Origin of the sequence: Pseudomonas nitroreducens TX1, from assembly GCF_000313755.1 — a bacterium.
GTDB lineage: Bacteria > Pseudomonadota > Gammaproteobacteria > Pseudomonadales > Pseudomonadaceae > Pseudomonas > Pseudomonas nitroreducens_A.
The window spans coordinates 1-15,666 of record NZ_AMZB01000123.1; the positions used below are offsets into that span (position 1 = coordinate 1).

Annotated in this window: 14 protein-coding genes; 4 read left to right on the plus strand and 10 right to left on the minus strand. The window is 67.6% G+C overall.

The window, feature by feature from the left end; all coding sequences use genetic code 11:
• Positions 1-27: 27 nt before the first annotated feature.
• From C167_RS0120755 to glcD, 5 genes are all read right to left on the minus strand, one after another.
• Entirely contained in the window at positions 28-1,719 is a 1,692-nt protein-coding gene (locus C167_RS0120755) for a lactate permease LctP family transporter (protein ID WP_017520226.1), read from the minus strand.
• A 238-nt stretch (positions 1,720-1,957) separates the two neighbouring features.
• Positions 1,958-2,356 (minus strand): heme-binding protein, encoded by a 399-nt coding sequence (locus C167_RS0120760; protein WP_017520227.1) that lies wholly within the window; start codon positions 2,354-2,356, stop codon positions 1,958-1,960.
• Positions 2,335-3,606 carry a glycolate oxidase subunit GlcF gene (gene glcF, locus C167_RS0120765; RefSeq protein WP_017520228.1) on the minus strand — a complete coding sequence of 424 codons (1,272 nt, stop codon included), beginning with the start codon at positions 3,604-3,606 and terminating at the stop codon, positions 2,335-2,337. The genes C167_RS0120760 and glcF overlap by 22 nt, the downstream gene beginning before the upstream one ends.
• A complete protein-coding gene (gene glcE / locus C167_RS0120770; RefSeq protein ID WP_017520229.1) occupies positions 3,606-4,646 on the minus strand; it encodes a glycolate oxidase subunit GlcE in 1,041 nt (346 codons plus the stop codon). Before glcE ends, glcF begins: the two co-directional genes overlap by 1 nt.
• On the minus strand, positions 4,646-6,145 hold the full coding sequence (glcD, locus tag C167_RS0120775) for a glycolate oxidase subunit GlcD (protein ID WP_017520230.1): 1,500 nt from the start codon (positions 6,143-6,145) through the stop codon (positions 4,646-4,648). The genes glcE and glcD overlap by 1 nt, the downstream gene beginning before the upstream one ends.
• 245 nt (positions 6,146-6,390) lie before the next feature.
• On the opposite strand from glcD, the gene glcC reads away from it, so the two are divergent.
• On the plus strand, positions 6,391-7,161 hold the full coding sequence (gene glcC, locus C167_RS0120780) for a transcriptional regulator GlcC (protein ID WP_017520231.1): 771 nt from the start codon (positions 6,391-6,393) through the stop codon (positions 7,159-7,161).
• A 65-nt stretch (positions 7,162-7,226) separates the two neighbouring features.
• On the opposite strand, the gene C167_RS0120785 is transcribed toward glcC, so the two are convergent.
• Positions 7,227-7,646 (minus strand): MerR family transcriptional regulator, encoded by a 420-nt coding sequence (locus tag C167_RS0120785; protein ID WP_017520232.1) that lies wholly within the window; start codon positions 7,644-7,646, stop codon positions 7,227-7,229.
• A 79-nt stretch (positions 7,647-7,725) separates the two neighbouring features.
• Between C167_RS0120785 and C167_RS0120790 the strand changes: the two genes are divergently transcribed.
• Entirely contained in the window at positions 7,726-8,958 is a 1,233-nt protein-coding gene (locus tag C167_RS0120790; protein ID WP_017520233.1) for an NADH:flavin oxidoreductase/NADH oxidase family protein, read from the plus strand.
• Positions 8,959-9,038: 80 nt separating this feature from the next.
• On the opposite strand, the gene C167_RS0120795 is transcribed toward C167_RS0120790, so the two are convergent.
• Positions 9,039-10,244 carry an MFS transporter gene (locus C167_RS0120795; protein WP_037006280.1) on the minus strand — a complete coding sequence of 402 codons (1,206 nt, stop codon included), beginning with the start codon at positions 10,242-10,244 and terminating at the stop codon, positions 9,039-9,041.
• 88 nt (positions 10,245-10,332) lie between these two features.
• On the opposite strand from C167_RS0120795, the gene C167_RS0120805 reads away from it, so the two are divergent.
• On the plus strand, positions 10,333-10,887 hold the full coding sequence (locus C167_RS0120805; RefSeq protein ID WP_017520236.1) for a TetR/AcrR family transcriptional regulator: 555 nt from the start codon (positions 10,333-10,335) through the stop codon (positions 10,885-10,887).
• Between the two features lie 118 nt (positions 10,888-11,005).
• Here C167_RS0120805 and C167_RS0120810 read toward each other — a convergent pair whose 3' ends face one another.
• Positions 11,006-12,250, minus strand: a complete 1,245-nt coding sequence (locus tag C167_RS0120810) for a flavin monoamine oxidase family protein (RefSeq protein ID WP_017520237.1) — start codon at positions 12,248-12,250, stop codon at positions 11,006-11,008.
• A 121-nt stretch (positions 12,251-12,371) separates the two neighbouring features.
• On the minus strand, positions 12,372-13,442 hold the full coding sequence (locus tag C167_RS0120815; protein ID WP_017520238.1) for an AbrB family transcriptional regulator: 1,071 nt from the start codon (positions 13,440-13,442) through the stop codon (positions 12,372-12,374).
• A 106-nt stretch (positions 13,443-13,548) separates the two neighbouring features.
• On the opposite strand from C167_RS0120815, the gene C167_RS0120820 reads away from it, so the two are divergent.
• The gene (locus C167_RS0120820; protein WP_017520239.1) at positions 13,549-14,451 is read left to right on the plus strand and encodes a LysR family transcriptional regulator; all 903 of its coding nucleotides are present in this window, start codon (positions 13,549-13,551) and stop codon (positions 14,449-14,451) included.
• 105 nt (positions 14,452-14,556) lie between these two features.
• On the opposite strand, the gene C167_RS0120825 is transcribed toward C167_RS0120820, so the two are convergent.
• Positions 14,557-15,450 (minus strand): TauD/TfdA dioxygenase family protein, encoded by an 894-nt coding sequence (locus C167_RS0120825; RefSeq protein WP_017520240.1) that lies wholly within the window; start codon positions 15,448-15,450, stop codon positions 14,557-14,559.
• Between the last annotated feature and the right edge of the window lie 216 nt (positions 15,451-15,666).

Below are 15,666 nucleotides of genomic sequence, written 5' to 3' on the forward strand. Positions count from 1 at the left end.
GCTAGCAGGAGTTGCATCGCCGATGCGTCAGTGCACCAGCATCCCGGTGAACACATAGGCCTGAGCCAGGGTGATCAGCCCGATGAACGCGGCGAAGATCAGGCTGTGCTTGACCGTGAAGCGGAACAGGTCCGACTCGCGTCCGACCATCCCGGTGGCCGCGCAGGCCACGGCGATGGACTGCGGCGAGATCATCTTGCCGGTCACCCCGCCGGTGGTGTTGGCCGCCACCAGCAGCGTATCGCTGACTCCAAGCTGGTGTGCGGTGGTGGCCTGCAGCGAGCCGAACAGTGCGTTGGACGAGGTATCCGATCCGGTCAGGAATACGCCCAGCCAGCCAAGGAAGGGCGAGAAGAACGGGAAGGCCGCGCCGGTTCCCGCCAGCACCAGCGCAAGCGTCGTGGACATTCCCGAGTAGTTGGTGACGAAGGCGAAGGCCAGCACCATGCCAATGGTCAGCACCGGCCACTTCAGCTCCTTCAGCGTTTCGCCGAAGGTTGCCGCGCCGCTCTTCACGCCGATGCGCAGGATGGCCATGGAGATCAGCGCCGCGAGGAAGATCGCCGTGCCACTGGCTGACACCAGGTCGAACTTGTAGATCGCCGGCATGGGCGTCGGGTTGGCGACGATGGGGGCCGCCTTCAGCACAAGCTGGTCGAGATAGGGCACGGCGATCACCGCCACCCAGCTTTCCAGCGCACCGCCGGGCAGGAACATTGCCTTGAATGGCTTCATCGTCCAGATCGTCACCAGCACGGTGAGGATCAGGAAGGGCGACCAGGCCTTGAAGATCTGCGCGAAGCTGTACTGCGATTCCCGGCGCTGCCCGCCACCCCCACCGACGCTGCCCAGCGTCGCAGAGCCATCGGCGTTGATGCTGGAGAACTCCGTCTCACGCACGTTCGCCGGCTGCCATACGCGCAGGAACAGCGTCAGACAGACCATGCTCAGCAGCGCCGAGGTAATGTCCGGCAGCTCCGGGCCGATGAAGTTGGAGGTGAGGAACTGGCTGATCGCGAAGGTGCCGCCGGCCACCAGCAGCGCCGGCCAGGTTTCGCGCACTCCGCGCCAGCCGTCCATCATCGCCACCAGCCAGAAGGGCACGATCACCGACAGGATCGGCAGCTGTCGCCCGGCCATGGCGCCGATCTTGAACGCGTCCACCCCCGACACCTGCCCGGCGACGATGATCGGGATGCCCAGCGCGCCGAACGCCACCGGCGCGGTGTTGGCGATCAGGCACAGCCCCGCCGCGTACAGCGGGTTGAAACCCAGCCCGACCAGCAGCGCCGCGGTGATCGCCACCGGCGCGCCGAAGCCTGCCGCACCCTCGAGGAAGGCGCCGAAGGAGAAACCGATCAACACCACCTGCAGGCGCTGGTCGACGGTGATCGACAACACCGAGCTGCGGATGATCTCGAACTGGCCGCTCTTCACCGTCAGCTTGTAGAGGAATACTGCCGCGACGATGATCCAGGCGATCGGCCAGAGCCCGTAGAAGAAGCCGTAGACCGCCGAGGCCAGCGCCTTGTCCACCGGCATGTGGTAGACCGTCACGGCGATCAGCAGCGACAGCACCAGGGTGATGGCGCCGGCGACATGGCCCTTGAGGCGGAACACCGCCAGGGCGAGGAAGAAGAAGATGATCGGCACGAGGGCGGCCAGGGCCGAGAGGCCGAGGCTGCCGAGCGGGGTGTAGAGCTGCTGCCAGGTTTGCATGGGGATTGTCCCTTGTTGTTGTCGGAGGCAAAACGTCAGCGGTGGGTAACGCGAGGCGCATGCCGGGGCGGCGCACGGGCCGGCAGGCATTGAAAAAGCCCCGCAACGCGGCGCGTAGCGGGGCTTCTGAAAGCGGGTGCGGGCAAGCTTTTCGGGGTGTCGCCACAGGCTCGCTCGAGGCCGGTGGCGACCATGACTCGGCCGCCGACCACCAGTCGCCAGGGCCGTATGATCTTGTTCATAGCGCGGCTACTCCGGCGCTGGCGACCCGCGCATCCTCGCCGGCCTTCACACCGGAAACGCCCACCGCGCCGATCACCTGACCGTCCAGCACGACCGGCACGCCGCCTTCGAGCGAGGTGATCAGTGGCGCCGTGACGAAAGCCATGCGGCCGCCGTTGACCATTTCCTCGTAGCCCTTGGTTTCGCGCCGGCCCAGCGCTGCGCTGCGGGCCTTCTCGGTGGCGATGTAGGCGCTGGCCGGGGCACAGCCGTCGAGGCGTTCCAGGGCCAGCGGATGGCCGCCGTCATCGACCACCACGATGGATACCGCCCAGCGATTGCGCTGGGCTTCGGCGCGCGCGGCGGCGAGGATGCGGCCGACTTCCTGCTGGGTCAGAACGGCTTTGCTGAGCATGTTTCCACCTCGCCTTGGGAGTTTTGTGGGGCGTCGGCCAATGCCTGTTCCACCAGTTCGATCCAATGCCGCACCGGCGTGCGCCCCGCGCCGCCCAGGTGCGTCTGGCAACCTATGTTGGCGCTGACGATGACTTCCGGGGCGCCGCTCTCCAGTGCCTTCAGGCGGTTGTCGCGCAGGCGCCGGGACAGCGCCGGCTGGGTCAGCGAGTAGGTCCCGGCGGAGCCGCAGCACAGGTGGCTGTCCGGTACCGCGGTGAGGCTGAAGCCCAGGCGCGTGAGCACGCCTTCCACCGCACCGCCGAGCTTCAGCGCGTGCTGCAGCGTGCACGGGCAGTGGAAGGCCAGGCGGCGGTCGCCGTGCAGGTGCAACTCCTCCAGCGGCTCGTCGCGCAACACTTCGGACAGGTCGCGGGACAGCTCGCTGACTCGCCGGGCCTTGGTCGCGTACTGGGCATCGCGCTCCAGCAGGTGGCCGTAGTCGCGAACGAAGGCGCCGCACCCGCTGGCCGTCTGCACTATGGCTTCGGCGCCGGCTTCGATGGACGGCCACCAGGCGTCGATGTTCCGGCGCGCCCGTTCCAAACCCTGTTCCTGGGCATTCAGGTGATAGTCCACGGCGCCGCAACAGCCGGCGTCCGCCGCCGGGATCACGCTGATCCCCAAGCGATCCAGCACCCGCGCGGCGGCGGCGTTGGTGTTGGGGGAGAGGGCCGGCTGCACGCAGCCTTCGAGTATCAGCATGCGCCGCGTGTGACGCGGCTTCGGACGTTCCACGGGCGGATGCGGATGGCGTGGCAGCTTGCTCTGCAGGTTCTCCGGCAGCAGCGGGTAGAAAGTGCGCCCGGCCTTGGCCAGTGCGCCGAACAGCGCGGCATTCGGCACCACGGCACGCAGGCCACGGCGCAACATACGCTCGCTGAAGGTACGCGGCACTTGCTGTTCGACTACCGCGCGGCCGATGTCCAGCAGGTTGTGGTAATCCACGCCGGAAGGGCAGGTACTCTCGCAGTTGCGGCAGCTCAGGCAGCGATCAAGGTGCTCACGGGTGCTGGCGCTGGGCTCGGCGCCTTCGAGCACCTGCTTGATCAGGTAGATGCGCCCGCGCGGGCCGTCCAGCTCATCGCCCAGCAACTGGTAGGTGGGGCAGGTGGCGGTGCAGAAGCCGCAATGCACGCAGGAGCGCAGGATGCGCTCGGCTTCCTTGGCGCGTGGCAGGAGCTTGGCCTGCTCGCTCAGGTTGGTTTGCATCAGAGCTCCCTGTACATCCGGCCGGGGTTGAAGATGCCCTGCGGGTCGAGTTGCCGCTTGAGACTCTGGTGGTAGCGCAGCAGCGCGGCGGGCAGCGGGTGGAAGCCGTCCTCGCCCGGCGTGTAGCGCAGGGCGTGGCCGCCGACCTCGGCGACGCTGTGGCGAATCAGTTCGGCGTCCGCCTCGGACTTCAGCCAACGCTGCGCGCCGCCCCAGTCGATCAGTTGTTCGCCCGGCAGGGCCAGCGCCGGCGTCGCGTTGGGCAGCGACAACCGCCACAGCGTGCCGGTGCCGGCGAAGAAGGCCAGGCGCTGTTCGCGCAGGTCCTGCCAGTAGGCGCTGTCGATCTCCTTGCCACCCAGGCGCAAGCGCGCCGAACACACCGAGCCTTCGCCTCCCTCTAGGCGCAGGTGCAGCGCGGTGCCGTCATGGCACGCGGCGGTGATCGGGATCGGTTGCGCGCCCCATTCGGCCAGTTCTCCCAGCGCCTGATGCACGTCCATTTCCAGACGCAGGCTGGCGCACATCCGCGGCTTGGGCAGCACCTTCATCGAGACTTCGGTGATCACCCCCAGGCAGCCGAAACTGCCTGCCAGCAGACGTGACAGGTCGTAGCCGGCGACGTTCTTCATCACCTCGCCGCCGAAGCGCAGCAGCTTGCCGTGGCCGGTGATCAGCCGCGTGCCCAGCACGTAGTCGCGCACCGAGCCGGACCAGGGCCGGCGCGGACCGGATAGCCCGGCAGCGACCACACCGCCGAAGGTCGCGCCCGAATGATGGGGTGGCTCGCACGGCAGCATCTGCCCGGCCGCCTCCAGCGCCGCTTCGATCTCCGCCAGCGGCGTGCCCGCTCGGGCGGTGAGCACCAGCTCGGTCGGGTCGTAGCTGACGATGCCGCTGTGCGGGCGCGTGTCCAGTTCCACGCCGTTCACCGGACGCCCCAGGAAGGCCTTGCTGTCGCTGCCGCGAATGCGCAGCGGCGTTCGAGCGTTGAGCGAGTGGTTCACCTGTTCGAGCAGGTCGGCGCTGGCATCGGCCATCAGAAACGCTCCAGGTCGGGGAAAGGTAACTGGCCGTGGTGCACATGCATCGCGCCGAATTCGGCGCAGCGGTGCAGGGTCGGGATGTTCTTGCCGGGGTTGAGCAGGCGGTCCGGGTCGAAGGCCGCCTTGACCGCGTGGAACAGGGTCAGTTCATCGCTGTTGAATTGCGCGCACATCTGGTTGATCTTCTCGCGGCCCACGCCGTGCTCGCCGGTGATGCTGCCGCCCACCGCCACGCAGAGTTCGAGGATCCTGCCGCCGATGGCTTCGGCGCGTTCCAGCTCGCCGGGCATGTTGGCGTCGAAGAGGATCAGCGGGTGCATGTTGCCGTCGCCGGCATGGAACACGTTGGCCACGCGCAGGCCGAATGCCTCCGACAGCTCGGCGATGCCGTGCAGCACGCGCGGCAGCTCGCGGCGCGGAATGGTGCCGTCCATGCAGTAGTAGTCCGGCGAGATGCGCCCCACCGCCGGGAAGGCGTTCTTGCGCCCGGCCCAGAAGCGCACGCGCTCGGCTTCGTCGCAGGCCAGGCGCACGTCGGTGGCGCCAGCCGCGCGCAGCACGCCGTCGACCCGTTGGCAGTCGTCCTGGACATCGGCTTCCACGCCGTCCAGTTCGCACAGCAGGATGGCCGCCGCGTCCACCGGGTAGCCGGCGTGGATGAAGTCCTCGGCGGCGCGGATCGACAGGTTGTCCATCATCTCCAGCCCGCCGGGGATGATCCCGGCGGCAATGATGTCGGCCACCGCGCGGCCGGCCTTTTCCACCGAATCGAAACTGGCCAGCAGCACCCGCGCCACCTGCGGGCGGGGCAGCAGCTTGACGGTGACTTCGATGACGATGCCGAGCATGCCCTCGGAGCCGGTGAACAGCGCCAGCAGGTCGAGTCCGGGGCTGTCCAGGGCGTCGCTGCCCAGCGTGAGGTGCTCGCCCTCGACAGTGAGGATGTCCACCTTGAGCAGGTTATGCACGGTCAGGCCGTATTTGAGGCAATGCACACCGCCGGCGTTCTCGGCGACGTTGCCGCCAATGGAGCAGGCGATCTGCGAGGACGGATCTGGCGCGTAATACAGCCCGTGTGGCGCGGCGGCCTGGGAGATCGCCAGGTTGCGCACACCGGGCTGCACGCGGGCGAAGCGCCCCTGAGGGTTCACTTCGAGAATCCGGTTGAAGCGCGCCATCACCAGCAGGATGCCTTTCTCCAGCGGCAGCGCCCCGCCGGAGAGCCCGGTGCCTGCGCCGCGGGCCACCACCGGCACCTTGCGCGCATGGCAGAGCCTGAGCAGCGCCTGCACCTGCTCGATGCGCTCGGGCAGCGCCACCAGCATCGGCACGCTGCGGTAGGCGGAGAGGCCGTCGCATTCGTAGGGCTTGAGGTCCTCGGCGCGATGCAGCAGTTCGAGGTCGGGCAGGGCCGCGCGCAGCTCGGCCAGCAGGGCGGACTTGTCGACGGCAGGCAACGCGCCATCGACGCGTTCGTCGTAGAGGATGTTCATAGGCAGGCGGTGCTCTGATCTTGTTCTTGTTCGATAACAGCGAGGTTCGCGCCCGCCAGGCGGTCGCGTGGAGCCACGGCTCCATGAAAATGCGACTGCCGGTCAGGCCGCGTCCACTGGCGCCGGCACTGGTCCTACCAGTTCTTGTGCGGGTGTCCACTGGAAAGGCCCCGTCCTGACAGCTAGGGTTCTGGGCAGCTGTGCAGGCGAGAGCCTGCTGGTCCTACCAGTTCGGGAGAGCGGCAATGACGACTTATGCACAAGGCAAGCAGCGCGTCGCCGACCAGGTGGCCGAAAAGATCGAGCGACTGATCGTCGACGGCGTGCTCAAGGTCGGCCAGGCGTTGCCCTCGGAGCGGCGGCTGGTGGAGAAGCTCGGCTGTTCGCGCTCGGCATTGCGAGAAGGACTGCGGGCTCTGCGCGGGCGCGGCATCGTCGACACCGAGCAGGGGCGCGGTTCGTTCGTCGCCGACCTGACCGGCGCCGAGGACGTGTCGCCGCTGCTGCACCTGTTCCGCTCGCAGCCGCGCACACTCTACGACCTGCTGGAGGTTCGCGCTTTGCTGGAAGGAGAGTCGGCGCGCCTGGCTGCGCTGCGCGCCACCGAGGTCGACCTGCTGCTGATCGGCCGGCGCTTCGAGGAAATGCGTGCCGCCTTCGAGCAACCGCAGCCGCTGGGCCCGCGCGAGCATGCGCGGCGCGATCACGCCTTCCACCAGGCGATCAGCGAGGCCTCGCACAACCCGGTGCTGGTGCACACGCTGCAGTCGCTCAACGAACTGATGCTCAGCACCGTGTTCGCCTCGGTGAACAACCTCTACAACCGCCCGCCGCAGAAGCGCCAGATCGACCGCCAGCATGCGCGATTGTATCGCGCCATCTGCGAACGCCAGCCGGAGCAGGCGCAGCGTGCCGCCCGTGAACATATCCACGGCGTGAGGGATAACCTGCGGGAGATCGAGCAGGAGGAACAGCGGCTGGTGCGGGCGACCTTGCGCCTCGAGGGTTGGAAGTAGCGCCGGTGCTTCCGCCTTGCGCGGAGTCTTGCTGTAGGAGCGAGCTTGCTCCTACAGATTCCGCGTCAGCGCCGCGTCTTGCGCTCGCGCATCTCCGCCAGCATGCGTTCGGCATTCGCGGCGCAACCCATGCCCTCGGGCTTGTTCTCGATGCCATCGATCACTTCCAGCAGGCGTAAGCGGTTCTGCCGCAGCTGCTGCTCCATCGTCTCGATCTCCGCCACCTTGCGGCGCAGGCTGGCGACCAGTTCGCCGTGGCCGTTTTCGATGGAATTGGAGTGGGGCAGCAGGCTGCGGATTTCCTCCAGGCTGAAGCCGGTCTGCTGGGCGCTGCGGATGATCTCCAGCAGGTCGAGGGTTTCCGGCGGGTACGCGCGGTAGCCGTTGGCCAGGCGGCGCGCCGGGGCGATCAGGCCGCGGGCTTCGTAGAAGCGGATGCGCGAGGGGGCGAGGCCGCTGAGGCTGGCCAGTTCACCGATTTTCATGCTGGGCTCCGAAAGGGGCTTGACCTTGAAGTGAACTTTAAACTTAGCCTTGCTGGCACCACAACCTCGGAGTCGCCTCATGTCGCCTTTCCAGCCCCTGCGCCTGCCCAACGGCGGCGAAGTCCCCAATCGTATCGCCAAGGCCGCCATGGAGGAGAATATGGCCGACGCCGACCAGGCGCCCTCTGCCGCACTGCTGCGCCTTTACCAGGCCTGGGCGGATGGCGGCGTCGGCCTGATCCTCAGCGGCAACGTGATGATCGACGGCCGCGCCATGACCGGCCCCGGCGGCGTGGTGCTGGAAAACGATCGCCATCTGGAACGCTTCCGCGAATGGGCGCGCATCGGTCGTTCCCGTGGCGCGCAGTTCTGGTTGCAGTTGAACCACCCCGGTCGCCAGGTGCAGACCAACCTCGGCCAGGGGGCCATTGCGCCCTCGGTTGTGCCGCTGGAGATGGGCAAGTTCTCCAAGCTGTTTGCTGTTGCCCGCGAGATGACCGAGGACGATATCGCCGAGGTGATTCGGCGCTTCGTCCGCGCTGCAAAGCTTTCTGAACAGGCCGGTTTCACCGGCGTGCAGATCCATGCAGCGCACGGCTACCTGCTCAGCCAGTTCCTCTCGCCGCTGGCCAACAAGCGCCAGGACCGCTGGGGCGGTTCGCTGGAAAATCGCGCGCGCCTTTTGCTGGAGGTCGTTCGCGCTGTCCGTGCCGAGGTGTCGCCGGCGTTTTGCGTGGGGGTGAAGATCAACTCAGCCGATTTCCAGCGCGGCGGCTTCGACGCCAGCGATGCGCGCCAGGTGATCGAGTGGTTGAACGACGAACAGGTCGACCTGGTCGAGCTCTCCGGCGGCAGCTACGAGGCGCCGGCCATGCAGGGCGAGGCCCGCGACGGTCGCACCCTGGCGCGGGAAGCCTACTTCCTCGAGTTCGCCCGTGAGATGCGCGAGGCAGCGCGCATGCCGCTGATGGTGACGGGCGGCATCCGTCGCCTGCCGGTGGCGGAGCAGGTTCTGGACAGCGGGTTGGAGATGGTCGGCATCGGCACCGCCCTGGCGCTGGAACCGCAACTGGTGCTGCACTGGCAGCGCGGCAGCCAGACCCAGCCGCAGCTGCCGCCGATCCGCTGGCGCTCAAAACCGCTGGCGGCGCTGGCCTACATGGCACTGGTCAAGCTGCAGTTGAAGCGTATCGGCGCCCGCCGCGCGCCCAACCCGCAGGCTTCGCCTTTGCGCACCCTGGTGATGGAGCAGTGGCACACGCTGCGCCGCGCCAGACAGTACCGCCGCTGGGCAGCGCGGCAGGGCGCATGATGATTGCGTGGGTGAGGGGCGTGCGGCCAGGGTCAGGAAGAGGGAAGTCCTGAAGGGAAAATCCCGCAGTGTGCGTTGCCTCAAGCACGGACTTTCCGCACGCCCGTCGCCCGCAGGGACAGCAGCAGGACCAGCGAGGCCGCGAGGATCTGCAGGCTGGCATAGCCGTTGGTGGTGGCCACCAGGCCGTAGCGCTGGATCGCCAGCCCGGCCAGAATCGCCGGCACGCTGAAGGCCAGGTAGCTCAGCACGTAGAAGCTTGCCATCAGCGCGCCGCGCTCGTGGGCATGGGCCAGCGGCACCACCGAGCGCAATGCGCCGAGGAAGGCGCCGCCGAAACCCAGGCCAGCGACGGCGGTGCCGAGGAAGAACAGCCAGAGATTGGCGCTGTCCACGCCGAGCAGGGTGACCAGCAGGCCGACGATCAGCGCCAGGCCGCCACGGCGCAGGATCGCCGGCGCCGGCTGGTTGCGCAGGGCGAAGATCGCCACGGCGCCGCAGAAGCACAGCAGTGACACCAGCCCACCGCCGATCATCGGGACCTGAAGGCCCGTCACCTGCCGCGCCAGGGTCGGCCCCAGCGACAGGTAGAAACCGCCCAGCGCCCAGAGGGCGGCGTTCAGTGGCGCGACGCTCCAGAACGTCCGGCGCGCTTGCGGGGGAACGCGGATGCGCGGTTTCAGCGAGGCCCAGGCGCCGGGCTGCGGGCTGACGCTTTCCGGCAACCAGCGCAGCAGCATCAGCGCCAACGCGAATACCACCAGCAGCCAGACGTAGACGCGGTGCAGCGGGTCGCTGCCGAACTGCACCAGGGCGCTGCTGCCCAGGGCGCCCAACGCCATGCCGAGCATGGGCGCCACGCTGTTGATCAGCGGGCCGCGCTCGCGGTCGATGTCCAGCATCGCGGCGCCGAGTACGGCGGTGGCGATGCCGGTGGCGAAACCTTGCAGCAGGCGCGCGGCAATCAGCAGCTCCACCGAACTGGCGTAGAGGAACACGCTCATCGCCAGCAACTCGATGATCAGCGCCGCACGGATCAGCGGACGGCGGCCGAGGTAGTCCGACAGCGAGCCTAACACCAGCAGCGCCAGCATCAGCCCGCCAGCGTAGATGCTGAATACCAGGGTCAGCAGGGCCGGGGAAAACTGCCAGGACTCGCGGTACAGCGCATACAGCGGCGTGGGCGCGGCCGCGGCGGCGAGGAAGGTCATGAGGATGGCCGTCAGCAGCCACGCCGAGGCCCGGGGTGAGAAGCCGGCCGCGCTTTTCGAGGGTGGGTGTGTCATGATTCTGCTCGCAAAGGCTAAGATTTTGCTTTTGCGAGATGCTGGACCCCTTTCGGGATAAAAGCAAATTCTTTGCGTTAAGGTGCTTATGGCAATCAATCAGGGTGTTCGGCCGGGGGGCCGCAGCGCGCGGGTGCAGGCCTCGGTGCATAAGGCCGTGGCGGAGTTGCTGGAGGAGCGTGAGCGCGCGGAACTTACGGTGCCGATGATCGCCGCCCGCGCGGGTGTCACGCCTTCGACCATCTACCGGCGCTGGGGCGACCTCAACGAACTCTTGGGCGACGTCGCCCTGCAGCGCATCCGCCCCGACGCCGAACCGGCGGATACCGGCAGCCTGCGCGGCGACCTGCTGGCCTGGGGCGAGCAGTACATGGAGGAGACTGCTTCAGTGCCCGGCCGTGCGGTGGTGCTCGACCTGCTGGCGGCCGGCGGCGGCTGCTCCGGGCGCTGCATGGCGATTGCCTGTGGCCAGTTCGACATCATCCTGCTGCGCGCCAGGGAGCGCGGCGAGAACCTGCCCGAGGTCGACCGCATCGTCGACCGGCTGATGGCGCCGCTGGTGTACCGCATCCTGTTTTCCGCCGAGGAGCTCGATGTGGCGTATGTGGGGCGGCTGGTCGATGTGACGCTGGAGGGGTTGTAACGGATTCGCAGTCAAGCTCCGCGCCTGCCATTGACGTATGGATAGGATGGCGTGGAGCGCGGCGGTACCCATCGATCCTGGCAACGGCAGCATGGGTATCGCCTAGGCTCCACCCATCCTACAGGTCAGCACCGGCGCTTCGAATGGCATCCGCCCACGACTGAAGAGCGTCGCAGGCTGCGAGTGCAATCTCTTCATCGCTACGCCCGGCAAACACCCGCTCCAGTGCATCCGCCGCGATCAGCCCGGCGACGGTCGGCGTGCCTACCGCGTCGGTGAGGTCCAGCCACTCGCCGAAGCTGGCCGGCGTGTCGTACCAGCGCAGGTAACCCGACGGCGACATCGGCCACCAGCGCTTGTCGAATTGCAGCACGACTTTCTCAAGTTGCCCCATGCCCAGGTGGTCGAGCGCATCCTGCTGCGCTGCCGGCAGGGGCGGGATGAAGCGGATGGCGGGAAGTACGCCGATGGGGGCGGTACAGATGCAGAAGTCGGCGCTTTCAGCGCCCACATTTACCTGCTCGCCAGACCAGTCGATGGCGGTCACCGGTTGGTTGAGGCGGATATCCAGCCCTGCGGCGAGAGGCTCGACCAACTGTGAATAACCCTGCGGCAGGAAGCGGTCGCCGGCACCGACGCCTTCTTCGTCCAGCGCATCGACCGACAGCGATTCCAGCGGCAGGCAGGCTTCCAGGATCAGGTTGGCGTCCAGGGCGAAACGGGTGGCGCGGCGAGTTGGCTCATCGCAGCTTTCAAGATAGCGCGTGACACCTTGCGCCAGCGGCAGGCGGCGGTCGATCCCGGCGCGCAAGGCCTCCCACGCTGCCTCGATGTCCGGCACCGGACCATCCGCCGCCGCGGCCAGGGGCTGGCTGAAATCGGTTTCCCGCAACGGCAGGTCGAAGTGCCGGGCATGGGCGGCCAGTGGGTTGTCATCGAATTGCTGCAGCCAGGCGGCACCTTCGTCGACCCGTACCGGCCCCAGGGTGACGCTGTGGACGCGGCCACCGATGCGGTCGCGGGCTTCCAGCACCACGCAGTCGATTCCAGCTTCTCGCAGACGCCGGGCGGCGGCGAGCCCGGCGAAGCCCGCGCCGATCACCAGTACCCGTCGGGCACCGCTGTCGATGGCGAGTTCGGCGGCGCGCAGGCCGTCGTTCCAGGCGCCATGGGTCATGGCCGGGGCGATGGAATTGCAGGCCTCGCCCGCCAGCGCCAGCTTGCCGTCCAGCACTTCGCCGAGGCTGCGCCGATGTTCCGGCGTGCCGCCGGGCAGCAGGGTGCTGTAGGCACCGCGGCTGAACGGGTCGTCACTCCAGTGGGTGACGTGGAAAGCGGTGGGGCGGTGGCGAAGGCTATCCATGGCGGTCTCGCTCGATAAAGAGCGACGACCTTAGAGGCGGCGAGGTGGTGAGTTCAATACTCAGATGACGGTATTTCCGTGGGACCGAGGGCGGCGCCAGGCGCCCCCTCGCTCCGACAGGTCAGGCGTGGCTCAGGCGAATGACCTGGCGTGCCACCCAGACGCCGGTGAACAGCACCACGAACAGCCGCAGCGTCTGCATCGCCAGCACCAGGCCGACGTCGGAGTGGGTGTCCACCGCGATGATCGCCATGGCGTCCAGGCCACCGGGGCTGGTGGCGAGGTAGAGGGAGAGGAAGTCCATCCCGGTGATGGCCGCCAGCGACCAGGCAAACAGCGCACAGCTGGCGATCAGCCCCAGTGCGCTGACGATCATGGCCGGCAGATGGCGGCCGACGTAGGCCAGGCTTTCGCGGTCGAAGCGCAGGCCGATGTAGCAGCCGATGACGCCGTAGGCCGTGGCCAGCAGCCAGTGCGGCAAGGTGATCTGCAGTACGCCGGTCAGTTGCAGCACGGCGCCGGCCATCAGTGGCACCAGCAGGGGGCCAGCCGGCAACTTCGCACCAGCGGTGGTGCAGACGAAGATCAGCAGCAGGCAGTTGATCAGGTCGGGCAGGGTGGCGGTGTCGAGGATCGGTGTGCTGTGCGCCGCCGAGCCGCCGCCTTCGATGCCCAGCAGGCGGCCGACCAGGGCGCCGGCCATGACCACGCAGACCACCCGCACGTACTGCATGGTGGCGACCACGCGCGGGTCGGCGCCGTTGGCTTCGGCCATCGACACCATGGCCGCCGCGCCGCCCGGAGCGGTGCCCCAGGCGGCGGTGCTGCCGGGGATGCCGCCGAAGCGCACCATGGCGTAGCTGACGGCGGCGGAGAGCAGCACGGTGAGCACGGTAGCGCTGAGCATCAACGGCCAGGCGGCGACCATTGCCTGCAGCACCGACCAGCTCATGGCATGGGCGACCAGCAGGCCGATGCAGCCCTGGCTCAGGCGGAAGGCGCTGCGCGGCAGGCGGATTTCAGCGCCGCTGACCCCGAAGGCGATTCCCACCAGCATGGGGCCGAGGAACAGCGCGGCGGGGATGCCGAGCCAGGTCAGCAGTTGCCCGGCGCCTGCGGCTCCGAGCGCCAGGGCCAACCATTGCAGGCTGACGGGAATGCGGGCGACGGACAGGGCAGGGCGACTGGACACGGACGGCTCCGGGCGGGGAAGACGGGCAAATTATCGGTAGCCGGATCGATCAAGTCTATTTTCTAATAGTCATGAATCCATTCCTGAAATTTATCAGTCTGCGACCATGGACCTGCGCGATCTCGCTTACTTCGAAACCATTGCCGAACTCGGCCACCTGGGCCGCGCCGCCGAGCGCCTGGGGCGTAGCCAACCGGCACTGACCAAGAGCATCCAGCGCCTGGAGGAGTCCCTCGGTGCGCGACTGTTCCAGCGCGATGGACGGCGGATCCGCCTGACGCCGGCCGGTGAACTGATGCTCCAGCGTGCCCGGCAGCTACGGCAGGACATCGAGGAAACCCGCCGAGAGGTGCGCGATTTTGCCAGCGGCGTCGTAGGCAATATCCGCCTCGGCTGCGCTGCGACCATGGCCGAGTACCTGTTGCCGCGTCTGACCGAGGATCTGCTCGCACGTGCGCCGGATATCACCATGAGCCTGGTGCTGGGCCAGGACGATGTGCTGCGCGAGGCACTGCGCAGCGGACGGCTGGACATGGCGATCTGCTCGCGGATCGTCGACGATCCGCAACTGAGCAGCGAACCGCTGCTGCAGGACCAGGTGGTGGTGGTTGCCAGTCGCGACCATCCGATCTTCGACGCCCCCGTCGCCATGGCCGACCTGTGTCGTTATCGCTGGGTGCTGCCGGCCGCCGGGGTGTCGTCGCGGCGCTGGATGGACGCCACCTTCCAGGCTCACCAGTTGCCGATGCCGCAGGTGCAGATCGAGACCAACGCGATCCCGATGCTGCCCAACCTGATCGCCTGCACCCGCCTGCTCAGCTTCATCGCCCGCGAGGCGCTGGCCGGCGGGCATGGCATGGACCAGCTGCGCGAGGTGCAGCTTCCCGAGACCACGCTGACGCGGACCATCGGCCTGGCCGTGCGCGAGGGCGCTTATCTGTCGCCCGCCGCGCAGTTGCTGCGCGGGCTGTTGCGCGAACATGCGCGGCGGTTTGGCGCGGAGTTGTAGCGGCACCAGGGGGGGTAGGGCGAATCACGCGACAGCGTTATCCGCCGCAATGCATCCGGCGGATAACCTGTTCCACGTTATCCGCCCTACGATCACACCGCGTGTTCAGCGGCTGGGCACTTCGCCCACTACGGTGGTGCGGTACATCTCCCGCCGCATGCCGTGGTAGTCCGACACCGGGTAATGCCAGGTACTGCGGTTGTCCCAGATCGCCAGCGTGCCGGCAGTCCAGCGCATGCGGCAGGTGAACGCCGGCTGGGTGGCGATACTGAACAGATAGTCCAACAGCGGCTGCGATTCGGCCGGACGCATGCCCTTGATGCCGCTGGTGTAGGCCGGGTTGATGTAGAGGATCTTCTTGCCGGTTTCCGGATGCCGGGTCACCAGTGGATGCGAGCGCACTTCACCCTCATGGCTGCCATAGTGCACCGCCATGTTCTCCATCAGGTCGTTGTGCTTGGCCTCGGCGCCGTAGGCGCGCTCGGGGCTGTGGATGGCGTCGAGGGTTTCCAGTTGCGCGCGCAGTTTCGGCGATAGCCATTCGTAGGCCAGCGCCAGGTTGGCATAAAGGGTGTCGCCACCGAAGGGCGGGATGTCGTGGCCGTAGAGCAGGGTGAAGGCCGGCGGGCGCTCCTGGAACGACCAGTCGCTGTGCCAGGCGCCGCCGAACACCACCGGGGTCTTCTCGTTGGCCTCCTTCACCACCCGCACCACGTGGGGGTGATCCTCCATGCCGACCACATAGGGCTCGCGGCCGAATTCGCCGAAGCGCAGGGTCACGGCTTCGAGGTTTTCTACGCTCAGTTGCTGCCCACGAATGAACAGCACCTTGTGCGCCAGCAGTGCCTGGCGCAGTTCGGCGTAGCCTTCTTCGCCCAGGCTGATGAGGTCGAGATCGCTGACGTCCGCGCCGATCGCGCCGGTGGCGGGGACTATGCGGAAGTGGCGGTAGTCGGCCGCGCGGTTCTGGCTGGGCAGCGCGTAGAAGAACTCGAACATGGGGAAGCCTCTTGTGGGTTTTATTGGCCTGGCAAGCATGGTCAGCGCTGGCGCTTTCTTCCATTTTTTTTGCCCGCGAAACACCGGTGAGGTCGGCGGCTGGCACCTCGACGCGGTTTTTCCGGAACCCTCGCACTTCATTGAAGTCGAACCGCCCTTGATGCATCCGGGGCGGGGAAAGCCGCGAGATAGAGCCTTGCGAGCTGGCAGATCGCC

Bases quoted from the DNA above. Each gene is read 5' to 3' on its own strand.
- C167_RS0120790 (WP_017520233.1), top strand. From the start codon at position 7,726: ATGTCGCCTTTCCAGCCCCTGCGCCTGCCCAACGGCGGCGAAGTCCCC.
- C167_RS0120810 (WP_017520237.1), bottom strand. From the start codon at position 12,250: ATGGATAGCCTTCGCCACCGCCCCACCGCTTTCCACGTCACCCACTGG.
- glcC (WP_017520231.1), top strand. From the start codon at position 6,391: ATGACGACTTATGCACAAGGCAAGCAGCGCGTCGCCGACCAGGTGGCC.
- C167_RS0120805 (WP_017520236.1), top strand. From the start codon at position 10,333: ATGGCAATCAATCAGGGTGTTCGGCCGGGGGGCCGCAGCGCGCGGGTG.
- C167_RS0120760 (WP_017520227.1), bottom strand. From the start codon at position 2,356: ATGCTCAGCAAAGCCGTTCTGACCCAGCAGGAAGTCGGCCGCATCCTC.
- C167_RS0120755 (WP_017520226.1), bottom strand. From the start codon at position 1,719: ATGCAAACCTGGCAGCAGCTCTACACCCCGCTCGGCAGCCTCGGCCTC.
- glcF (WP_017520228.1), bottom strand. From the start codon at position 3,606: ATGCAAACCAACCTGAGCGAGCAGGCCAAGCTCCTGCCACGCGCCAAG.
- C167_RS0120785 (WP_017520232.1), bottom strand. From the start codon at position 7,646: ATGAAAATCGGTGAACTGGCCAGCCTCAGCGGCCTCGCCCCCTCGCGC.
- C167_RS0120795 (WP_037006280.1), bottom strand. From the start codon at position 10,244: ATGACACACCCACCCTCGAAAAGCGCGGCCGGCTTCTCACCCCGGGCC.
- glcD (WP_017520230.1), bottom strand. From the start codon at position 6,145: ATGAACATCCTCTACGACGAACGCGTCGATGGCGCGTTGCCTGCCGTC.
- C167_RS0120820 (WP_017520239.1), top strand. From the start codon at position 13,549: ATGGACCTGCGCGATCTCGCTTACTTCGAAACCATTGCCGAACTCGGC.
- glcE (WP_017520229.1), bottom strand. From the start codon at position 4,646: ATGGCCGATGCCAGCGCCGACCTGCTCGAACAGGTGAACCACTCGCTC.
- C167_RS0120825 (WP_017520240.1), bottom strand. From the start codon at position 15,450: ATGTTCGAGTTCTTCTACGCGCTGCCCAGCCAGAACCGCGCGGCCGAC.